Here is a 14,803-nt window from a genome sequence, read left to right as displayed (position 1 = left end):
ACCTGGACATCCTGGACGCCAGGCTCGCGTCTTCTCCACCCGATGCGTTCTGGTCGAAGTTCCATTCCCTTCGCGCAGAATACGAATCGCTGATCGCGACGGAATCGCCGGATCATGGCTGATCTCGGCGACCACGCGACACGTCCGTACCAGGAAGAGACCGTGACCCGGCGAACGAGCCACCGCCGCCGGTGCCATGAAGCCGTAAACACCTGTGCCGCAACACATGTGGTGCGAGCGAACCGGTCGAGCGGTGGCACGCCGTCGAGCTGGTTTCGCACCGGCGCGCCCAGTGAGGAACTCAACGGCGTCCTCCGGATCGGCGATGCGAGCCCGCACGAGATCGAGCGGCTGCGAACGCTGGTCGACGGCGTGCCCGCGAGCTGGCATTTCTGGCGAGACGTCGATTCGCCGGAGATTCCGGACCTTCTGCGCCGGACGGGCTTGGCGCTGTTCGAAACCGAACCGCTGATGATGCTCGCCGATCCCGGCCGAGTCGTGAACGGTGAGCGCGACGAGCCGGAGCGAATCGAGACCGTCACCGATGACGGCGGACTCGCCGAGTGGGCGGGACTCTGGTCGGGTGCGACCGATGTCGCTGCCCTCGTGGCCGGCCTGCGCCAAGGGATGGACCGAGGCTCCACCCGCTACCTGCTCTGGCGCGAAGGCGGCGAGGTGCTCGGCTGTGCCGCGGTCGTGACCAGTGCCGCGGGCGCGTCGCTCGAACACATCGTCACCCGAGCCGACCGTCGTGGGCAGGGCATCGGCAGCGCGCTCACACGGCACGCGCTGGATCTCGCACTCGAAGCGGGTGCTCGCCGGGTCGTCCTCACCGCCTCGCCGGACGGTGAAGGGATCTACCGACGCCTCGGCTTCGTCACCGTCGGACATGTCGAGCGCTATGCGTGATCGGCGGTCCGGCCGGGACCTGGGCCTGCGTCGCGCTGTTCACTATCGGAGGAGGGTTCGGCTCCCGCGATGAGCAGGTTGTCGGCCAGATCTCCCAGGAACCGGAGCAGGAATCGCTTCCACAGCCATCCGGTGCCGGGGATGCGTTCGATGTACTCGCCCGACCATCGCACGGTCGTGGTGCCGTCGTCGTGGGGAGTGAACTCGACCCGGGCGTGATAGTCGCGGACCGGCCAGCGGGTGAGTATTCGGTAGGCGTGGACGTGGGGGCGATCATCGACGGTGATCTGCTCGGGGGTCTGGAATCGCGGTGTGCCCATCAGCCGCACCCGCCCGACGATGTCGTCGCCGACCCTGGCTTTTCCGTCGCGCCAGGTCGCGTAGGTGATCAGCGGGCCGGCCCATCGGGGCCAGCCCTCGGCGTCGCGTATCAGGTCGAACATCGCCTCGGGTGCGGCGGTACCGCGGCGCTCCAGTCGGTAGGTGAACGTGCGGCCGAACATGTCGGCTCCTCTCGGTGTAAGGCCACCGAAATATAACAGAAGGGTGTTCTATTATTGGCGTGTTCGGTTGCTCCGACCGGGTGGGAGAGGTGCGATGACAGGGGAGAGTTTTCAGCGAGCGCGTACTGCTGCGCAGCGGGCCGAGCGGGTGCACGCCGTCTTGGCGGCCACGCGGGCGTTGCTGGCCACCGTCGACGTGACATCGCTGTCGTTGGGGGCGATCTCGCGGGAAGCGAACCTGGCGAGCTCGAACGTGTTGCGCTACTTCGGTTCTCGCGAAGCATTGCTGCTCGATCTCCTGGATGTGGAGTACCGCGCGTGGACCCCGCATCTGGAGACGACGGTGCGGAAACATCGCGGACCGCTCGACGTCGATCAGGTGGCGGCGATCGTCGCCGGTGACCTGGCCGAGCGGCCGATCCTCACGCGGCTCATCGCCGCCTCGGCGGAACTGCTGCAGTATCCGATGCCGGAGGCGGCGCGCGAGCGGTGCCGTGAGCAGGGACGGCACAACCGAGCCGAGCTGTCCCGCATCCTCACCGCGGCCCTGGGCATCGAACTACGTGCCCGTGACCAGGCATACCTCGTGGCGGGATTCCACGCCGTCGTCAGCGCGGTGTCGGCATGGTCGAACCAGCCGACGTTCCCCGTCGGAACAACCAGCGCGATCCGTGAATTGCTGGCCATCCAACTTCAGGGCCTGATCTGCCGCCGCGCGGGCGGACATCACGCGCACGATCGCCGTCGATGACATCCGGCACAGCAGGATCGATTCGCGAAGTCGCTCCGGCGACCCGCGCTGCGGCGGCCGGAACCGCTCGAATAATCGCTGGTAGAGGCGCTGTCCATGTAGGATGGCGTACTGATTGGTCGATATGTGTGGTGCCGCGGCCGGGGTCCGGCCGTGCCGACGACGGATATTTCGCTGACGAGGGAAGGCTCGCATGCAGATACCGGCCGCGCGAATCCTGTTCACCGACGATGACCGAGACGAAATCGCCCGTCGCGTCTCCACGGCGCTGAGCACCGGCGCACTGACCCTCGGGCCCAATACGAGAGAGTTCGAATCCGATTTCGCCGCTGCACACGGTGCGCCCTACGCCGTCGCCGTGAGTAGCGGAACCGCCGCGCTGGAGATCATCCTGCGCAGCATCGATGTGGCGGGGCGAGACGTCGTCGTGCCGGCGAATACCTTCGCGGCCACGGGATTTTCGGTGCTGCGCGCCGGTGGCAACCCGGTCTTCGCCGACGTCGACCGCGACACCTTCGCCCTGTCGCCCGAGACCGTGGCGGCCGCCCTGACTCCCGACACCGCGGCCGTCGTGCTCGTCCATATCGGTGGACTGGTCTCGCCCGATGCGGCGGCACTGCGGGCGCTGTGTGACGAACGCGGGATCGCCCTCGTCGAGGACGCGGCGCATGCGCACGGCTGCGGCTACGGCGGCCGGTTCGCCGGTTCGTTCGGAGTGGCGGGCGCGTTCTCGTTCTACCCGACCAAGGTGCTCACCAGCGGCGAGGGCGGCATGATCGTGACCGGGGACGAGCGTATCCGCGACGAAGCGGTGATCCACCGGGATCAGGGGAAGGCCGGCTTTCTCGGCAACGTCCACATCCGCGAGGGCTATGCCTGGCGGATGAGCGAGCTCCACGCCGCGGTCGGTCTGGTCCACCTGCGTCACCTTCCCGACTTTCTCCGGGTGCGCCGCGCCGCGGCGCGGCGCTACGACGCGGCAATCGACGCCATGGACGGATTCGAGCGGCTCGTCGTCGGCCCCGAAGGGCACAGCAACTATTACAAGTACATCGTGCTGCCCACCGACGACATCGACCGAGCGCAGTTCAAGAAGGCGGTCAAGGAGCGGTTCGAGGTGTCGTTGAGCGGTGAGGTGTACGAGGCGCCGCTGCACCGGCAACCGGTGTTCGAGCGCTACGCCCGCCGCCGGCTCGAGGTTGCCGACGACATCTGTGCCCGCCACATCTGCCTGCCGCTGCATTCGGACATGACCGATGCCGAGGTCGACCATGTGCTGGCGGCGCTGCGCGAGGTCCGAGACACGCTGACGGGAGGCTGAACACTTATGCGGATCGGAGTGACAGGCGGCTCCGGCTTCATCGGAGCCCACGTGATTCGCCGGCTCGCCGAGTCCGGCCACACCGTGTACGCCCTGGATACGGTGGCCCCGTCGACACCGGACCCCCGTGCGCGGTTCCGTCGGCTGGACGTCCTCGACCCGGCCGCCGTCCTCGACGCGTCGTCGGATCTCGAGGTGATCTTCCACTTGGCCGGAATGTCGAATGTCGATGTCGCGCAACATGATCCGCTGCGAACGGTCCGGTTGAACGTGGACGGCACCGCCCATGTTCTGGAAGCGGTGCGTGTCCACGGCCTGCGCCGAATGGTGTTCGCGAGCACGGTCTGGGTGTACGGCGCCGCCTACGACACCTCCGGCGGGACGGAGCCGCTGACGGAGGCCGCGCCGATGGCGCTGGCCAAGGCCGGCCACATCTACACCTCGACGAAGATCGCGGCGGAAATGCTGATCCACAGCTACGCCGAGACCTACGAGGTGCCGTTCACGATTCTGCGCTACGGCGTGCCGTACGGGCCCGGCATGCGAGACGAACTCGTACTGGCCCGTTTCGTCCGCAAAGCCCTCGCGGGTGAACCCCTGACCATCGCCGGGGACGGCAAGCAGTTCCGCAACTACGTCTTCGTCGAGGATCTCGCCGACGCGCATGCGCTGGTGCTCGACGACGCTGCCGAGAACCAGGTGATAGCGCTGGAAGGAAACGAGCGCGTGAGTGTCCTCGACATGGCGGAGGCGGTCCAGGCGCGTTTCCCCGGTACCACGATCGAACATGTTCCGGCGCGGCCCGGCGACTTCCGGGGCATCGACGTGTCGAACGCACTGGCGCGGACACTGGTCGGATGGCGGCCCACGACCACGTTCCAGGACGGTGTCCGCCGGTACGTCGAGTGGTATCTGGCGGAGCATCCCGACTCGGCAGCCGCACCCGGAAACGGGTAGCCATGGCGCCGCCCTCCGCGTTGCTGCTGTCCGGCTCGCTCGGCATGGGACACGACGTGATGGCCGAAGCGTGCGCGGTGTCGCTGCGCCGGCGCGGCTGGACGACCGACACCGTCGACAGCATGCGCCTGATGGGGCACCGTCGAGGTGGGCTGGGGGAAGCGGTGTTTCGTGGCATGCTCGCCGTGCCGGGCCTCTACGACGCCTTCCACTTCGGGCAACTGCGTTCCGGCGGCCGGCTGGCGCGGTTCATCGACGCGGCATCCTGCCGTTACCTGGTACCCGCCCTCGACGAACGGCTGCGTGACCGGCCGGTCGAGTTGCTGGTGTCGGTGTTCGCGACCGGTGCCGCCGCTGCCAGCCGCATCAAGGAGCGCCATCCCGATGTCGTGAACGCGGTGTTCTGTACCGACACCTGTCCCCACCGCCTGTGGGTCCACGACAACACCGATCTGTACCTGGTCACCTCGGATCCGGCGGCCCGCTACATCCGGCGCTTCGACCCGGACGCGGAGATCACGGTGGTGCCCGCGCCGGTGCGCCCGCAGTTCTACCGGGCGCCGACGCAGGCCGCGGCGCGGGAGGCGCTGGGCGTGCCTCCGGACGCGGAGTGCGTGCTGCTCATCTCGGGGGCCTGGGGTGTCGGCCCGCTGGTCGAGGCGGCCGACTTGATCGCGCGCGCAGGTGTCCATGTGCTCGCGGTGGCGGGCCGCAATGCCGGACTGGAATCCCGGTTGCGATCGCTGGCCGCGACGACGGACCGGGTCGTCCCGTTCGGTTTCACCGACGAGATCCCCACGCTGATGGCCGCTGCCGATCTCGTCGTCACCTCGTCGGGTGACACCTGCGCGGAGGCGAGAGTCATCGGCCGGGACCTGTTGCTGCTCGACGTCGTGCCCGGACACGGCCGGGAAAACCTGCACCAGGAGCTCGTGCGCGGCGGCGCCGCGGTCACGTCCGCGCAGCCGGAGGCGATCCGGCGTTCCGTTTCCGCGTGTCTGCGGCGGGTGGAACCATCGTCGGCCCGGAGCGCCGGCGAGCCCACGGCGTGGGAGGAAGCGTTCGGCACCATGCTGGAACGGGTCGGGCCGGCCGGCTGGGCGGCGCCCGCGCCGTGAATCAGTCGCTGACCTACGGATTACCCGCGGTGGTCGTGGCCGCGGCACTGTACGGTTGCGCGCCGGTGGTGCAGGCCGCGGCGGCGCGGCAGACCGCCCCGGGCGGCGGCCTCGGGCTCGCGCTGTTGGCCCGGCTGGCTGTGCGGCCCCTGTGGCTGCTCGGATTGAGTTGTGAGATAGGCGGTTTCGCGGCCGAGGCATACGCGTTCTCGATCGCGCCGGCGACGCTGGTCGCGCCCTTGCTGACCCTGGATATGGTGTTCCTGGTCGTGCTGGCCCGGCGCGGGCTCGGTGAGCGGCTGGCCGTCGTGGGCCGGTACGGGATCGCCGCGATGGTGCTCGGCACCGGTCTGATGGCGTATGCGTTCGCCGGCGAATCATCCCTCGGTTCCCCGGCTTCGGACGCACAGATGGTGCTGTTCGCCGTCGTGGGCGCGGTGGCCGCGGGAGCCGGAGCGGTCGCCGGGAATCTCGGGTCGAGAACCGGCCGGGCATCGGTTGCCGCGCTCGGCTTCGGCGCCGCGGCGGGAATCGCCTACGGCATCGCGACGGTCGCGACACGACAGTTCGGATTGACCTTCGATGTGCACGACCCCTGGCGGCTGCTCGCCACCCCGACACCGTATGTGCTGGCAGTGTGCTCGCTGCTCGCGATCAGCCTGCTCCAGCGCGGACTGCAGGCGGGCGCGGCCGTGCTCACCTTCCCGGTCACCAGCGTCGTGTCCTCGCTGGTTCCCGTCGCGCTCGGCATCGCCGTGCTCGGCGACGAGGTACCGGGTGGCCGCGCGGGTGCCGCCTTCGCGGTCGCGTTGGTGGCGATATCCGTCGGTGTGACATGTCTCGGTCGCGACCGCGCCGCGGCCGCGCGGGGGATCGAGACGGCCACCGACCTGACCACGAGGAGTACCGGGTGACCTGGCTCGTGACCGGCGGCGGCGGGTATATCGGATCGCATGTGGTGCGCGCTCTGCTCGCGGCCGGACGACCCGTGGTCGTGCTCGACGACTTCTCGACCGGCCGCCGCGCCGTGATACCCGACGACGTCGCGACGGTCGCGGCGTCGATCACCGACTTCGCGGCCGTGACCGCCGTCCTGCGCGACTACGAGATCACCGGTGTCGCCCACCTCGCCGGCCGGAAATCCGCGGTGGACTCGGTGACTCATCCACTCGAGTACTACGAGCAGAATACGGGCGGAACGCGCACCTTACTCGCCGCCATGCACGCCACCGGCGTCGAACATCTCGTATTCTCTTCCAGCGCAGCGGTATACGGTTCGCAGATCGGTGACGGATCGGTCGGCGAACAGGCACCGCCGCGCCCGATCAACCCGTACGGGCGCAGCAAACTCGCCTGCGAGTGGATCGTCGCCGACGCCGCCGCGGAATTCGACAGGCTGAACTCGACCGTTCTGCGCTATTTCAACGTCGCCGGGGCGGGCGGCCCCGGCCTCGGTGACCGGAATGCGACCGGGTTGGTACCCAATGTCCTGCAAGCGATTTCGTCCGGTCGCCCCCCGGTTGTCTTCGGTGCCGACTACCCGACGCCGGACGGATCCTGTGTCCGCGACTACGTGCACGTGCTCGACGTCGCGAATGCACACGTCAGTGCGGCCGAACGGCTCGAGTGCGGACAGCCGGGTACTTCGGTCTACAACGTCGGAACCGGGCGCGGGTACTCGGTATTCGAAATTCTCGATGCCGCCCGCGCGGTGACCGGCGAACGGTTCCGTCATCTCGTCGGCGACCGACGGCCGGGAGATCCGCCCCGGGTGATCGCCGACATCGCACGCATCGGCGACGAACTGGGGTGGCGGGCGCGGCTGGGACTGGCCGAGATGCTGGGCAGCGAATGGGAAGCCCGGTGCGGTGTGCCAGGCGGGCTGACGGGCGCATGAAATCCGTTGTCGCGCACGCGGCGACCGCCGGTGCCGGTGCGGTCCTGCTGAATGCCCTCCCATCGGTCACAGCGATCTCGACGCTTCGCACCCGCCTGACCCCCGGCCTGTCCGGATACTCGGAGACCGACACGGTCGCACTGACCTTCGACGACGGCCCGGATCCGGAATCGACGCCGGCCATCCTCGACGCACTGGCCGCCGCACACGTGCACGCGACGTTCTTTCTGCTCGGCTCCATGCTCGAGCGGGCGCCTGCGCTCGGCGCGGAGATCGTCGCCGCCGGGCACGAGGTGGCGGTGCACGGGTGGAGTCACCGCTGCCTGCTGGCGCGCGGGCCCATATCGACGTACCGCGACATCGCCCGCGGGTACGACGTGATCACGGCGACGACGGGGAGCAGGCCGCGACACTATCGACCGCCGTACGGGATACTCTCGGCCGCGGCGCTGGCCACGGCCCGGCGGCTGGGACTGGCGCCGGTGCTGTGGACGGCGTGCGGGAAGGACTGGGTACGGACCGCCACGCCGGACACGGTGGCACGCCGGGTAGTCCGCGAACTTCGGCCTGGTGCCACCGTCCTGCTCCACGACTCCGACTGCACATCGGCATCCGGCGCGTGGCGCGCGACCCTCGGCGCGATCCCGCGGATCGTGGACGAGTGCGCCGAGCGTGGCCTGGTCGTCGGCTCTCTCGCGGAGCGGACACCTACCGCCCGGCATGCGCCGCGCAGCCGCACCGGGTAGCCCGATTGCTGAGACTCATCTCGCCGGCACGGCCCGATGTCAGGCGTCTTCGAGGGCTTCGCCGATCTCGTGGGCGACGCGGTTGTGTTGATTCTCCGCGAGCCAATGTCCGCCCGCCAGAACCAGCGCGACGGGCCATTCGATGATCTCCGCGGCGGCGAGGGCGCCGAGTGCGCCGTAGTAGGCCAGCTGTTCGGGGCGGGGGACCGGTACTCGGCCGAGCAGGGGAAGTTCCACCGCGAAACTGTGCGCGGCCATGACCTTGTCGACCGCGTTCCGGTGGCTGATATGCGATTCGTCGGCCATATGTTGCCTCCCGGTCATGTGATATTCGGGGTCTCGACGCCTGGGTTCGTCAGAGTGTCCCTCGTGAGGACATCTGAGGTAGGCGGCCGGGATCCGTTGACGGGCGCGCTGACGCAGGTGCTGACCGTTCCGCTGCGCGAGTTGTACGCGGTGTTGTGGCGCCTGGGAGTCATCGACGTCGTCGGCGAATCATCACGCTGATCGCCCCCACGCTACGCCGTGAGGCGATTCCGCCGCGGGCTAAGTCTTACTCGGTGCGTGGCGCGATCCGGTCGCGTTCTTCCGCGCAGTCGCCTTCCCTTTGTCGTCGCTGGGGAGGGCAGGTCGCTCACCGGGAGGCTGCTGCTCGTCACGCGCGGCAGGAGCATCGGTAGCGGATGCCGATTGCTGGTCCGGGTGTGAAATCAGCTTCCGGATCACGAGTGCGGTGCCGCCCACGCCCAAGAGCACAGGCCAGTCCACGACTCCCGTGGCTCCGATCGCGGCCAGTGTGAGCGCGGCCGCGGGCGTCGAATGACTACCGCTGCTCAGTCCGCTGCGTACCCCGGACACGACGCCCTGCATACCGCCGAGAACCCCGTTCACGGCAGCGCCGCCCACCGCCCCGGCCGCGGATGTGGTCGCATCGGCCGTCCACGAAATCGCTTTTACCCCACCCTCGAGAAGGTCCATCGTCACTCCCTTGAGTTCACCTTGTGGACATCTGCGAGCAAGCTGCAGTCTACTCGCGACAAGGGGGCGCACCGGGGGCAGCGACCGAGATGAAACATGCCCCGGCACCCTGCGGCGGCTGGGTCGGATCGCGCGCGGAGCGACCCTTGTGATCGATGCGGCGCCGGGCGGAGAATCGGTGAGTGGTAGTCCGAACTCCGGCGAAAGAAATTGTGATGTCTCGAAGGATTGGTCTTGCCGTCGCCACGGCTGTCACCACGTTGACCTTGGGAGCCGCCGCCCCCGCCATCGCCTCGGCCGCGACGCCTGCGGCCGACCCGCCGGCGACCAGTGACACAGCCGCTCAGGGGACGCAGATTCAGTGGCTCTCCGTTTGCCTGAATCTTCCTCTGGGATCGGCGAGCGTCAGCTTCTGCGTCTAGCGTGACACGGGTGCCCGGCACCGGCTGCGCCGGTGCCGGTAAAAGCCTGTCGCCCTTGTGGTCCTGAAGGTCCGTCGCGTCTACTCCGGAGTGGGATGCACCTGTCCATCGGATCCGACCGCGGCACGAATTCTGGTGACGAGGTCGTCGAGTCGCCGCTGGTGCGAGCCCTCCCAGTAGATCCGGTGGCATTCCCGGCATTCTCTGAAGGTGTCGTAGTACTTGCGGGTGAGTGGTTCGAGCCTGTCGACGACGTCCTGTTCGGCGACGTCGGTCAAGAGGCCCCCACAGGGCAGGCAGCGGCTGAACGGCAGCAGCCGATCGGCCAGATCGAGGCGGCGGACGACCTCGACGAACTGATCCAGGGGCCGGTTCGCACGCACGAAGACGCCGTGGGTCATGCGAAAGGCGCGAAGTCCGATCCCGGCCGGGCTGCGCCGAAGCGGCTACCAGGTGTAGATGTGACCGGGTGACCACATACCGCTGCGGGTCTCCTGGGTGACCGCCGGTGTCGCCGGGACGGCCGAGGGATCGATCGGGTCGAGACGCTGCAGCTCGCCCCAATCCTGGTCCCAGTCGTACGCGAGGTAGGTGGCCAGGGTTTGTGAGCGCAGCAATTGCTGACTCCAGCCCAGCGGACCGCCGCCGGCGTGGCTTTCCCACATCGTGGTGTCGGCCGCGCCCAGACGGTTGGGCAGGATGCGCCACTGCGGCACCTGGGCGATGCCGTCCTTGTGGTCGAAGGGACGCTGGCACGGGAACTGCAGACCCACGGCCCAGTCCAGCAGTACCGGTTGTTTCGAGCCGACCAGGTCGTTGAGGGTGTGCGTCTTCGGTATGCGCGGGGGAGTCAGCGCCACCCAGCGTTGCGGATCGAGGTTGTGATCCTTGGCCACGATGCGGATCACGTTGGCGGTGGCGGGAATTCGGTCCAGCGGGACTCGCAGGTTACGCCACGACGGCGCCGGGCCGATGTCGATCGGGGTCACCCGTCCGAGTGCGTGTGCGCTCGTCTCGGAGTCGGTGCTGCCGTATTCGATCTCCACCGGTTCACCGCCGACGTATCCGTTGTTCGGACCCACCGCCTGGATACGCCCGGCCGCGGCGATCGAGACGATATCGCTGCGGTCGTGCTGGGCGGGCAGGCGGTACCAGCCGGTGACGAGATCGGCGGGCTGCTCCTCGCCGTAGGTGCCGAGTTCCGGTGTGGTCGCCGCGTCGAGACCGTAAGGCAACGGGGCGCCGCCGGTTTGGGTGGCCGACTCGCCGGTGCCGGGCTTGTCGCCGAAGGATTTGGCGATGCTGCTGGTCTCTTCCTTCTCGTCGGGAGACATCACGTCGCCGACGCCGTTCGGTACGAATCCGCGCGCACCGGAGGTGAAGGTGGAGAACTGGTCGCCGACCAGTGGCTGCATCATCGACGCGTTGGGATCGGTTTCGACAACGACCTTGTTGGCCAATCCGCACGGATTACCCACTACCGCATGGATATTCGAGGACGCCAGCGAAAACCCCGGGTATTGCGCCACCGCGCCCGCGGTGAACGAGAACACCTCGAACACCACCAGGATCGCCGCGGCCGCCATCAGCGGCGGGAACTTCGCCAGGCGCCACGCGCGCGGTGAAACCCGGTGCGGGATGCCCGGTTTCGGTGCCCGCACATGCCACCAGATCGCCAGCAGCAGGCACAGCGCGGCGATGATCAGGAAGATCTTGCTGAATCCGACGCCGAGAACGGCGGGGGGCTCGTTCCACCACGGGACGCCGAAACTCGATACCCACCACCACTGGTTGACACTGGTGAAGATCTGAGCCATCGCCAGCGCCACCACCGCCGCGAACAGGGCGCGGTTGCGTGGTGAGCGCATCACCCGGGGCCCCACCGCGACCGCAGTGAGGACCGCTACCGATCCGGCCAGCCCGGCGTACACACCGTTGTGGTGGGTGAATTTCGTCGGGCAGGTCGCCATCAGCACCATGGCCCCGAAGGTCACACCGAGCAGCCGCCGTGCCGGCCCGGGCGCGGTGAACGGAATGCGGCCGCCCTTGCGCAGCAGGACGAAGACGCAGACCAGCAGGCTCAGCCACATCGCGACCATGCCGAAGCGGCGGGCGATGGAACCGTCGGCCGAGGGCATGAACAGCCACTGGTAGTTCAGATAGTCGTTGTACCAGGGGTCCGAGGGGCCGACGATGTTGTGCACGCGCTGCATCTCGAACATCGCCGAGAGCGGTTCGACGGCGAAAGCGAAGGCCAGCACCAGCATTCCGGCGGCGGCCAGCGGCGCCAGCAGCGCCCCGTACGCCCGGATCCGAGCGCCGGCCGGCACCGGGCTTCCGTGCCCGGCACCGGCGAGTTCACGCGCTCGCGGGACACCGAAACCCACGGCCGAACGCAGTCCCGCCAGCAGCGGCGCCACACAGATGATCCCCGAGGGCGCGGCGGTGAAACTGAACGCCGCGATCAGGATGGCGAGGGCGTACGGCAGCAGTCGGTGTGTCGCGATGGCGCGCTCGACGAGGCACCAGGTGAGCAGCACGCAGACGGCGACCACCGGCTCGGGCCGCAGCCCGTTGTTGTAGGGCAGCCACACGGCCAGAAACGCCAGCGCGCCCGTCCACACCGCCACCTTGTCGTGGCGCACGGCCACACCGAGCCGCGGGATCACCTCCCGGCTCAGCGCCAGCCAGGTGACCACGGCCGCCAGCAGCGTCGGCAGCCGCATCCACGGACTCGCGACGCTGATCTCCGACATGTGCGCGATGATGTCGTACGGCGGCGTGCCGACCGGGTTCTCCGGGACGCCGAAGAACCGGAAGTAGTTGGCCATATATCCGGACACCAGCGAGGTCCGTGCCATTCCGAACTGGTAGCCGTCGTCGGAGGTGGTGGCCCCGATGAAATGCCACAGCAGCAGCGTAGCGAAGGCGACGAGGTCGACGCCGGTGAACGTGCGCCACCGCTGCGGAAGCAGCCGCCGCGCACGCCGGCCGTCGGCGCGGTCCAGCCGGTACAGTGCCGCCAGCGCGACCAGCGTGAACACGACCGCCAGGACTTCGGCCGTGCGTTTGAGGACGGTCGGCGTCACGGAGAACCGGCTGTCGACCTGCGCGACCACCTTGGCGCCCTCGGCCTTGGAGAGGTCGCTGAAGATGCCGACCACCTGTGGCCGCCAGTCTCCCGGCGGCAAGGTGGCGGCTTCCACATCCGATCCGGTGATACCGACCTTGGTCGACGACATATCGGCGTGCACGGTCAAGGTGCCGTCGGCTATCGCGTCGATCGGGGTGGTGAGCAGGGACTGATTGCGCAACACGACCTCGAGTTGCGCGGGCTTACCGTCCTGTGCCGGTCGCACGCGCGCGACGAACCCGTATTTCTCCAGTTGCGGCGCACCGGCGGGCAGCGTCGACGCCAGCACTCCGCCGTGCGCGCTCAGTTGCGCCATCGACCGGCCGGGAATGGTGGCATCGAAGGTCAGCGGCGCGTAGGTGACCAGCGGCGCGTCGATACTGCGGGCAGAGTCCTGTTGCGGCCACGACAGCGTGGTGTGGTCCACCTTCACCGGCAGCAGCGGCACCGCGAGGGCGCACAACGCGCCCAGCAGCCCGGCGAGGAAGGCTATCGGTCTGGCCCAGTCGCCGCGCTGTCTACCCGAGGGCCTGGGTGTCGCGCCTGCAGTAGGCGCACCGTCCGCCCTCACCATCGTGTCGACCACGGTCGCCGATGCTAGCGTGACGCTTCTGTTATCCGGTATTTCGTCTGTTGTTCTCAGTCTGCACTCAGGATCTGCGGCCGGGTCGGTACCGCGATACGGGCGGGTTCAGAGGTGGCCCGCATCGGCGCGCCTCGCCACGGCGGCGAGCCGCAGCAACACCGGAATCGCCGCCGCCACGACGGCAGTGAGGTAGAGATCGGCGAATGTGAGCCGCACGTCCTGGGTCTGCGGGAAGAACTGCATGACGACGTGAATCAGCTCGACGATGACGAACGGGCCGAGCGACATGACGAGCCCGGTCATGGCATTCGAGATCGATTCGGGTTCGGATCGGTGTATCGCGCGCACCGCGATCCATGCCCACCAAGCAGGGAGCAGAAAGAATACGGCCGGTATCAGCCAGGCGAGGTGATGAGTCGTGACGCCGTACGCTACGCAGAACCCACTCGACAGGATCAGCACGATTGCGTAGGCGCCGACGACGACCGGGGCCGTCCGTACCCGAAGTTCGGCCGGGCGGTGCGGTAACCATCCGCGCCGCCGCGCATATCTCGACACCGGTACCCAGAGGAGTAACAGCGCCGCCGCGACGATGGCCGATACGGGATTGGTCGTGGGCCCGGCAGAGGTGGTCTCGGGTCGCGGGGCCGGCCCGTGGAGGATCGAGTCCGGGATGGTGAAGGGCGACGGTTGCAGTCCATCGCACAACTTCATCGGCGCGACCTGATTCGCCACCATGTCCCGCCAGAGCAGGTCGCCCATGTCGGTCGTCATCTTCGCGCAGATGGCTCGCGAATCCGCCTGTGGGGCAGGAATAGCGGTCACTTCGCTGCGATCGGTGACGATGCGGATCGCCCGGTTCGCCGCGTCGAACGCAAGCCCTTGGATCGCTCCGGGCAACTGCGTGGCGGGGACGGTCGTCGGCTGTCCGCCGTCGGTATTCCACACGTGGACCGCACCACCGGCGTCACCGGCCGCGACCCAGCGGTTGTCCGGGCTCAGCGCGACGGCAGTGACGAGGTGCGTGCCCATGGTGGTCCGGTGCACATCGCCCGAGGTGAGATCGAAAACGTACAAAGTCCCGGTGTCATCGCCGGCGATCACCAGATGCCCGTCCGTGGCGATCGCCGGTGAAAAGCCCTGCAGGCGGGTGGATCCTGTGCCGATGTGTCCGGTGACCGTATTCCAATACCGCAGATCACCGGTCGCTCGGTCGAACAGGATCACCCAGCGTCCGTCCGGGCTGATCGCCGCCGGATGGATTTCGGCGGGAGTATCCGCCGCGGGCGCGGCCCGCACACTGTTCGCGGTCGTGTCCCAGATCCGCACCGCTCCCGCGCCGTCGCCGGTGGCGACCCAGCGCCCGTCCGGGCTGATCGCGACGGAGGTGACAGTCGTGTGACCGGAGTCGGGCATCGGCCGGCTGTCACCGGTGACGGTGTCCCGCAGCAGCACCGCGCCGTCGGCTTCGCCGGTCGACCA

15 protein-coding genes are annotated in these 14,803 nt (G+C 68.4%); 9 read left to right on the top strand and 6 right to left on the bottom strand.

Annotation, left to right across the window (positions count from 1 at the left end; all coding sequences use genetic code 11):
• Window positions 1-228 precede the first annotated feature (228 nt).
• Entirely contained in the window at window positions 229-909 is a 681-nt protein-coding gene (locus ON23_RS36285) for a GNAT family N-acetyltransferase (protein ID WP_051043564.1), read from the top strand.
• Here ON23_RS36285 and ON23_RS29945 read toward each other — a convergent pair.
• A complete protein-coding gene (locus tag ON23_RS29945) occupies window positions 900-1,412 on the bottom strand; it encodes an SRPBCC family protein (protein ID WP_039782486.1) in 513 nt (170 codons plus the stop codon). The genes ON23_RS36285 and ON23_RS29945 overlap by 10 nt on opposite strands.
• A gap of 94 nt (window positions 1,413-1,506) precedes the next feature.
• On the opposite strand from ON23_RS29945, the gene ON23_RS36280 reads away from it, so the two are divergent.
• From ON23_RS36280 to ON23_RS29910, 7 genes are all read left to right on the top strand, one after another.
• On the top strand, window positions 1,507-2,163 hold the full coding sequence (locus ON23_RS36280) for a TetR/AcrR family transcriptional regulator (RefSeq protein ID WP_086007008.1): 657 nt from the start codon (window positions 1,507-1,509) through the stop codon (window positions 2,161-2,163).
• Between the two features lie 193 nt (window positions 2,164-2,356).
• A complete protein-coding gene (locus ON23_RS29935; RefSeq protein ID WP_039782485.1) occupies window positions 2,357-3,484 on the top strand; it encodes a DegT/DnrJ/EryC1/StrS family aminotransferase in 1,128 nt (375 codons plus the stop codon).
• A gap of 18 nt (window positions 3,485-3,502) precedes the next feature.
• Window positions 3,503-4,441, top strand: coding sequence for an NAD-dependent epimerase/dehydratase family protein (locus ON23_RS29930; RefSeq protein WP_210743193.1), 939 nt, complete (start codon window positions 3,503-3,505; stop codon window positions 4,439-4,441).
• Between the two features lie 2 nt (window positions 4,442-4,443).
• Window positions 4,444-5,559, top strand: coding sequence for an MGDG synthase family glycosyltransferase (locus tag ON23_RS29925; RefSeq protein WP_039782483.1), 1,116 nt, complete (start codon window positions 4,444-4,446; stop codon window positions 5,557-5,559).
• On the top strand, window positions 5,556-6,473 hold the full coding sequence (locus ON23_RS29920; RefSeq protein WP_051043562.1) for a DMT family transporter: 918 nt from the start codon (window positions 5,556-5,558) through the stop codon (window positions 6,471-6,473). Before ON23_RS29925 ends, ON23_RS29920 begins: the two co-directional genes overlap by 4 nt.
• Entirely contained in the window at window positions 6,470-7,456 is a 987-nt protein-coding gene (gene galE / locus ON23_RS29915; protein WP_039782482.1) for a UDP-glucose 4-epimerase GalE, read from the top strand. The genes ON23_RS29920 and galE overlap by 4 nt, the downstream gene beginning before the upstream one ends.
• A complete protein-coding gene (locus ON23_RS29910) occupies window positions 7,453-8,202 on the top strand; it encodes a polysaccharide deacetylase family protein (protein ID WP_051043561.1) in 750 nt (249 codons plus the stop codon). The genes galE and ON23_RS29910 overlap by 4 nt, the downstream gene beginning before the upstream one ends.
• A 39-nt stretch (window positions 8,203-8,241) precedes the next feature.
• Here the strand turns inward: ON23_RS29910 and ON23_RS29905 are convergent, their stop codons facing one another.
• Window positions 8,242-8,508 (bottom strand): hypothetical protein, encoded by a 267-nt coding sequence (locus ON23_RS29905; RefSeq protein WP_039782478.1) that lies wholly within the window; start codon window positions 8,506-8,508, stop codon window positions 8,242-8,244.
• 63 nt (window positions 8,509-8,571) lie between these two features.
• Between ON23_RS29905 and ON23_RS38205 the strand changes: the two genes are divergently transcribed.
• Entirely contained in the window at window positions 8,572-8,709 is a 138-nt protein-coding gene (locus ON23_RS38205) for an Rv1535 domain-containing protein (RefSeq protein ID WP_157170327.1), read from the top strand.
• A gap of 39 nt (window positions 8,710-8,748) precedes the next feature.
• Here the strand turns inward: ON23_RS38205 and ON23_RS37225 are convergent, their stop codons facing one another.
• The 4 genes from ON23_RS37225 to ON23_RS29890 all read right to left on the bottom strand — a co-directional run.
• Entirely contained in the window at window positions 8,749-9,180 is a 432-nt protein-coding gene (locus tag ON23_RS37225) for a hypothetical protein (protein WP_083904327.1), read from the bottom strand.
• A gap of 502 nt (window positions 9,181-9,682) precedes the next feature.
• Complete coding sequence (locus ON23_RS29900; protein ID WP_051043558.1) at window positions 9,683-10,003, bottom strand: Mut7-C RNAse domain-containing protein; 321 nt, start codon at window positions 10,001-10,003, stop codon at window positions 9,683-9,685.
• A 45-nt stretch (window positions 10,004-10,048) separates the two neighbouring features.
• Entirely contained in the window at window positions 10,049-13,309 is a 3,261-nt protein-coding gene (locus ON23_RS29895; RefSeq protein ID WP_083904325.1) for an arabinosyltransferase domain-containing protein, read from the bottom strand.
• Window positions 13,310-13,426: 117 nt separating this feature from the next.
• A partial coding sequence (locus ON23_RS29890) for a WD40 repeat domain-containing protein (RefSeq protein ID WP_039782476.1) occupies window positions 13,427-14,803 on the bottom strand: 1,377 nt, incomplete at its 5' end.

The organism is Nocardia cerradoensis NBRC 101014, assembly GCF_000308535.1.
Taxonomy (GTDB): domain Bacteria; phylum Actinomycetota; class Actinomycetes; order Mycobacteriales; family Mycobacteriaceae; genus Nocardia; species Nocardia cerradoensis.
The sequence above is the reverse complement of the archived record's forward strand: the minus strand, read 5'-3'. Positions and strand labels throughout refer to the sequence as shown.

Excerpts from the sequence above, each read along its gene's own strand:
- ON23_RS29945 (WP_039782486.1), bottom strand. The coding sequence starts at position 1,412 with ATGTTCGGCCGCACGTTCACCTACCGACTGGAGCGCCGCGGTACCGCC.
- ON23_RS36280 (WP_086007008.1), top strand. The coding sequence starts at position 1,507 with ATGACAGGGGAGAGTTTTCAGCGAGCGCGTACTGCTGCGCAGCGGGCC.
- ON23_RS29935 (WP_039782485.1), top strand. The coding sequence starts at position 2,357 with ATGCAGATACCGGCCGCGCGAATCCTGTTCACCGACGATGACCGAGAC.
- ON23_RS29925 (WP_039782483.1), top strand. The coding sequence starts at position 4,444 with ATGGCGCCGCCCTCCGCGTTGCTGCTGTCCGGCTCGCTCGGCATGGGA.
- ON23_RS29910 (WP_051043561.1), top strand. The coding sequence starts at position 7,453 with ATGAAATCCGTTGTCGCGCACGCGGCGACCGCCGGTGCCGGTGCGGTC.
- ON23_RS29905 (WP_039782478.1), bottom strand. The coding sequence starts at position 8,508 with ATGGCCGACGAATCGCATATCAGCCACCGGAACGCGGTCGACAAGGTC.
- ON23_RS37225 (WP_083904327.1), bottom strand. The coding sequence starts at position 9,180 with ATGGACCTTCTCGAGGGTGGGGTAAAAGCGATTTCGTGGACGGCCGAT.
- ON23_RS29900 (WP_051043558.1), bottom strand. The coding sequence starts at position 10,003 with ATGACCCACGGCGTCTTCGTGCGTGCGAACCGGCCCCTGGATCAGTTC.
- ON23_RS29895 (WP_083904325.1), bottom strand. The coding sequence starts at position 13,309 with ATGGTGAGGGCGGACGGTGCGCCTACTGCAGGCGCGACACCCAGGCCC.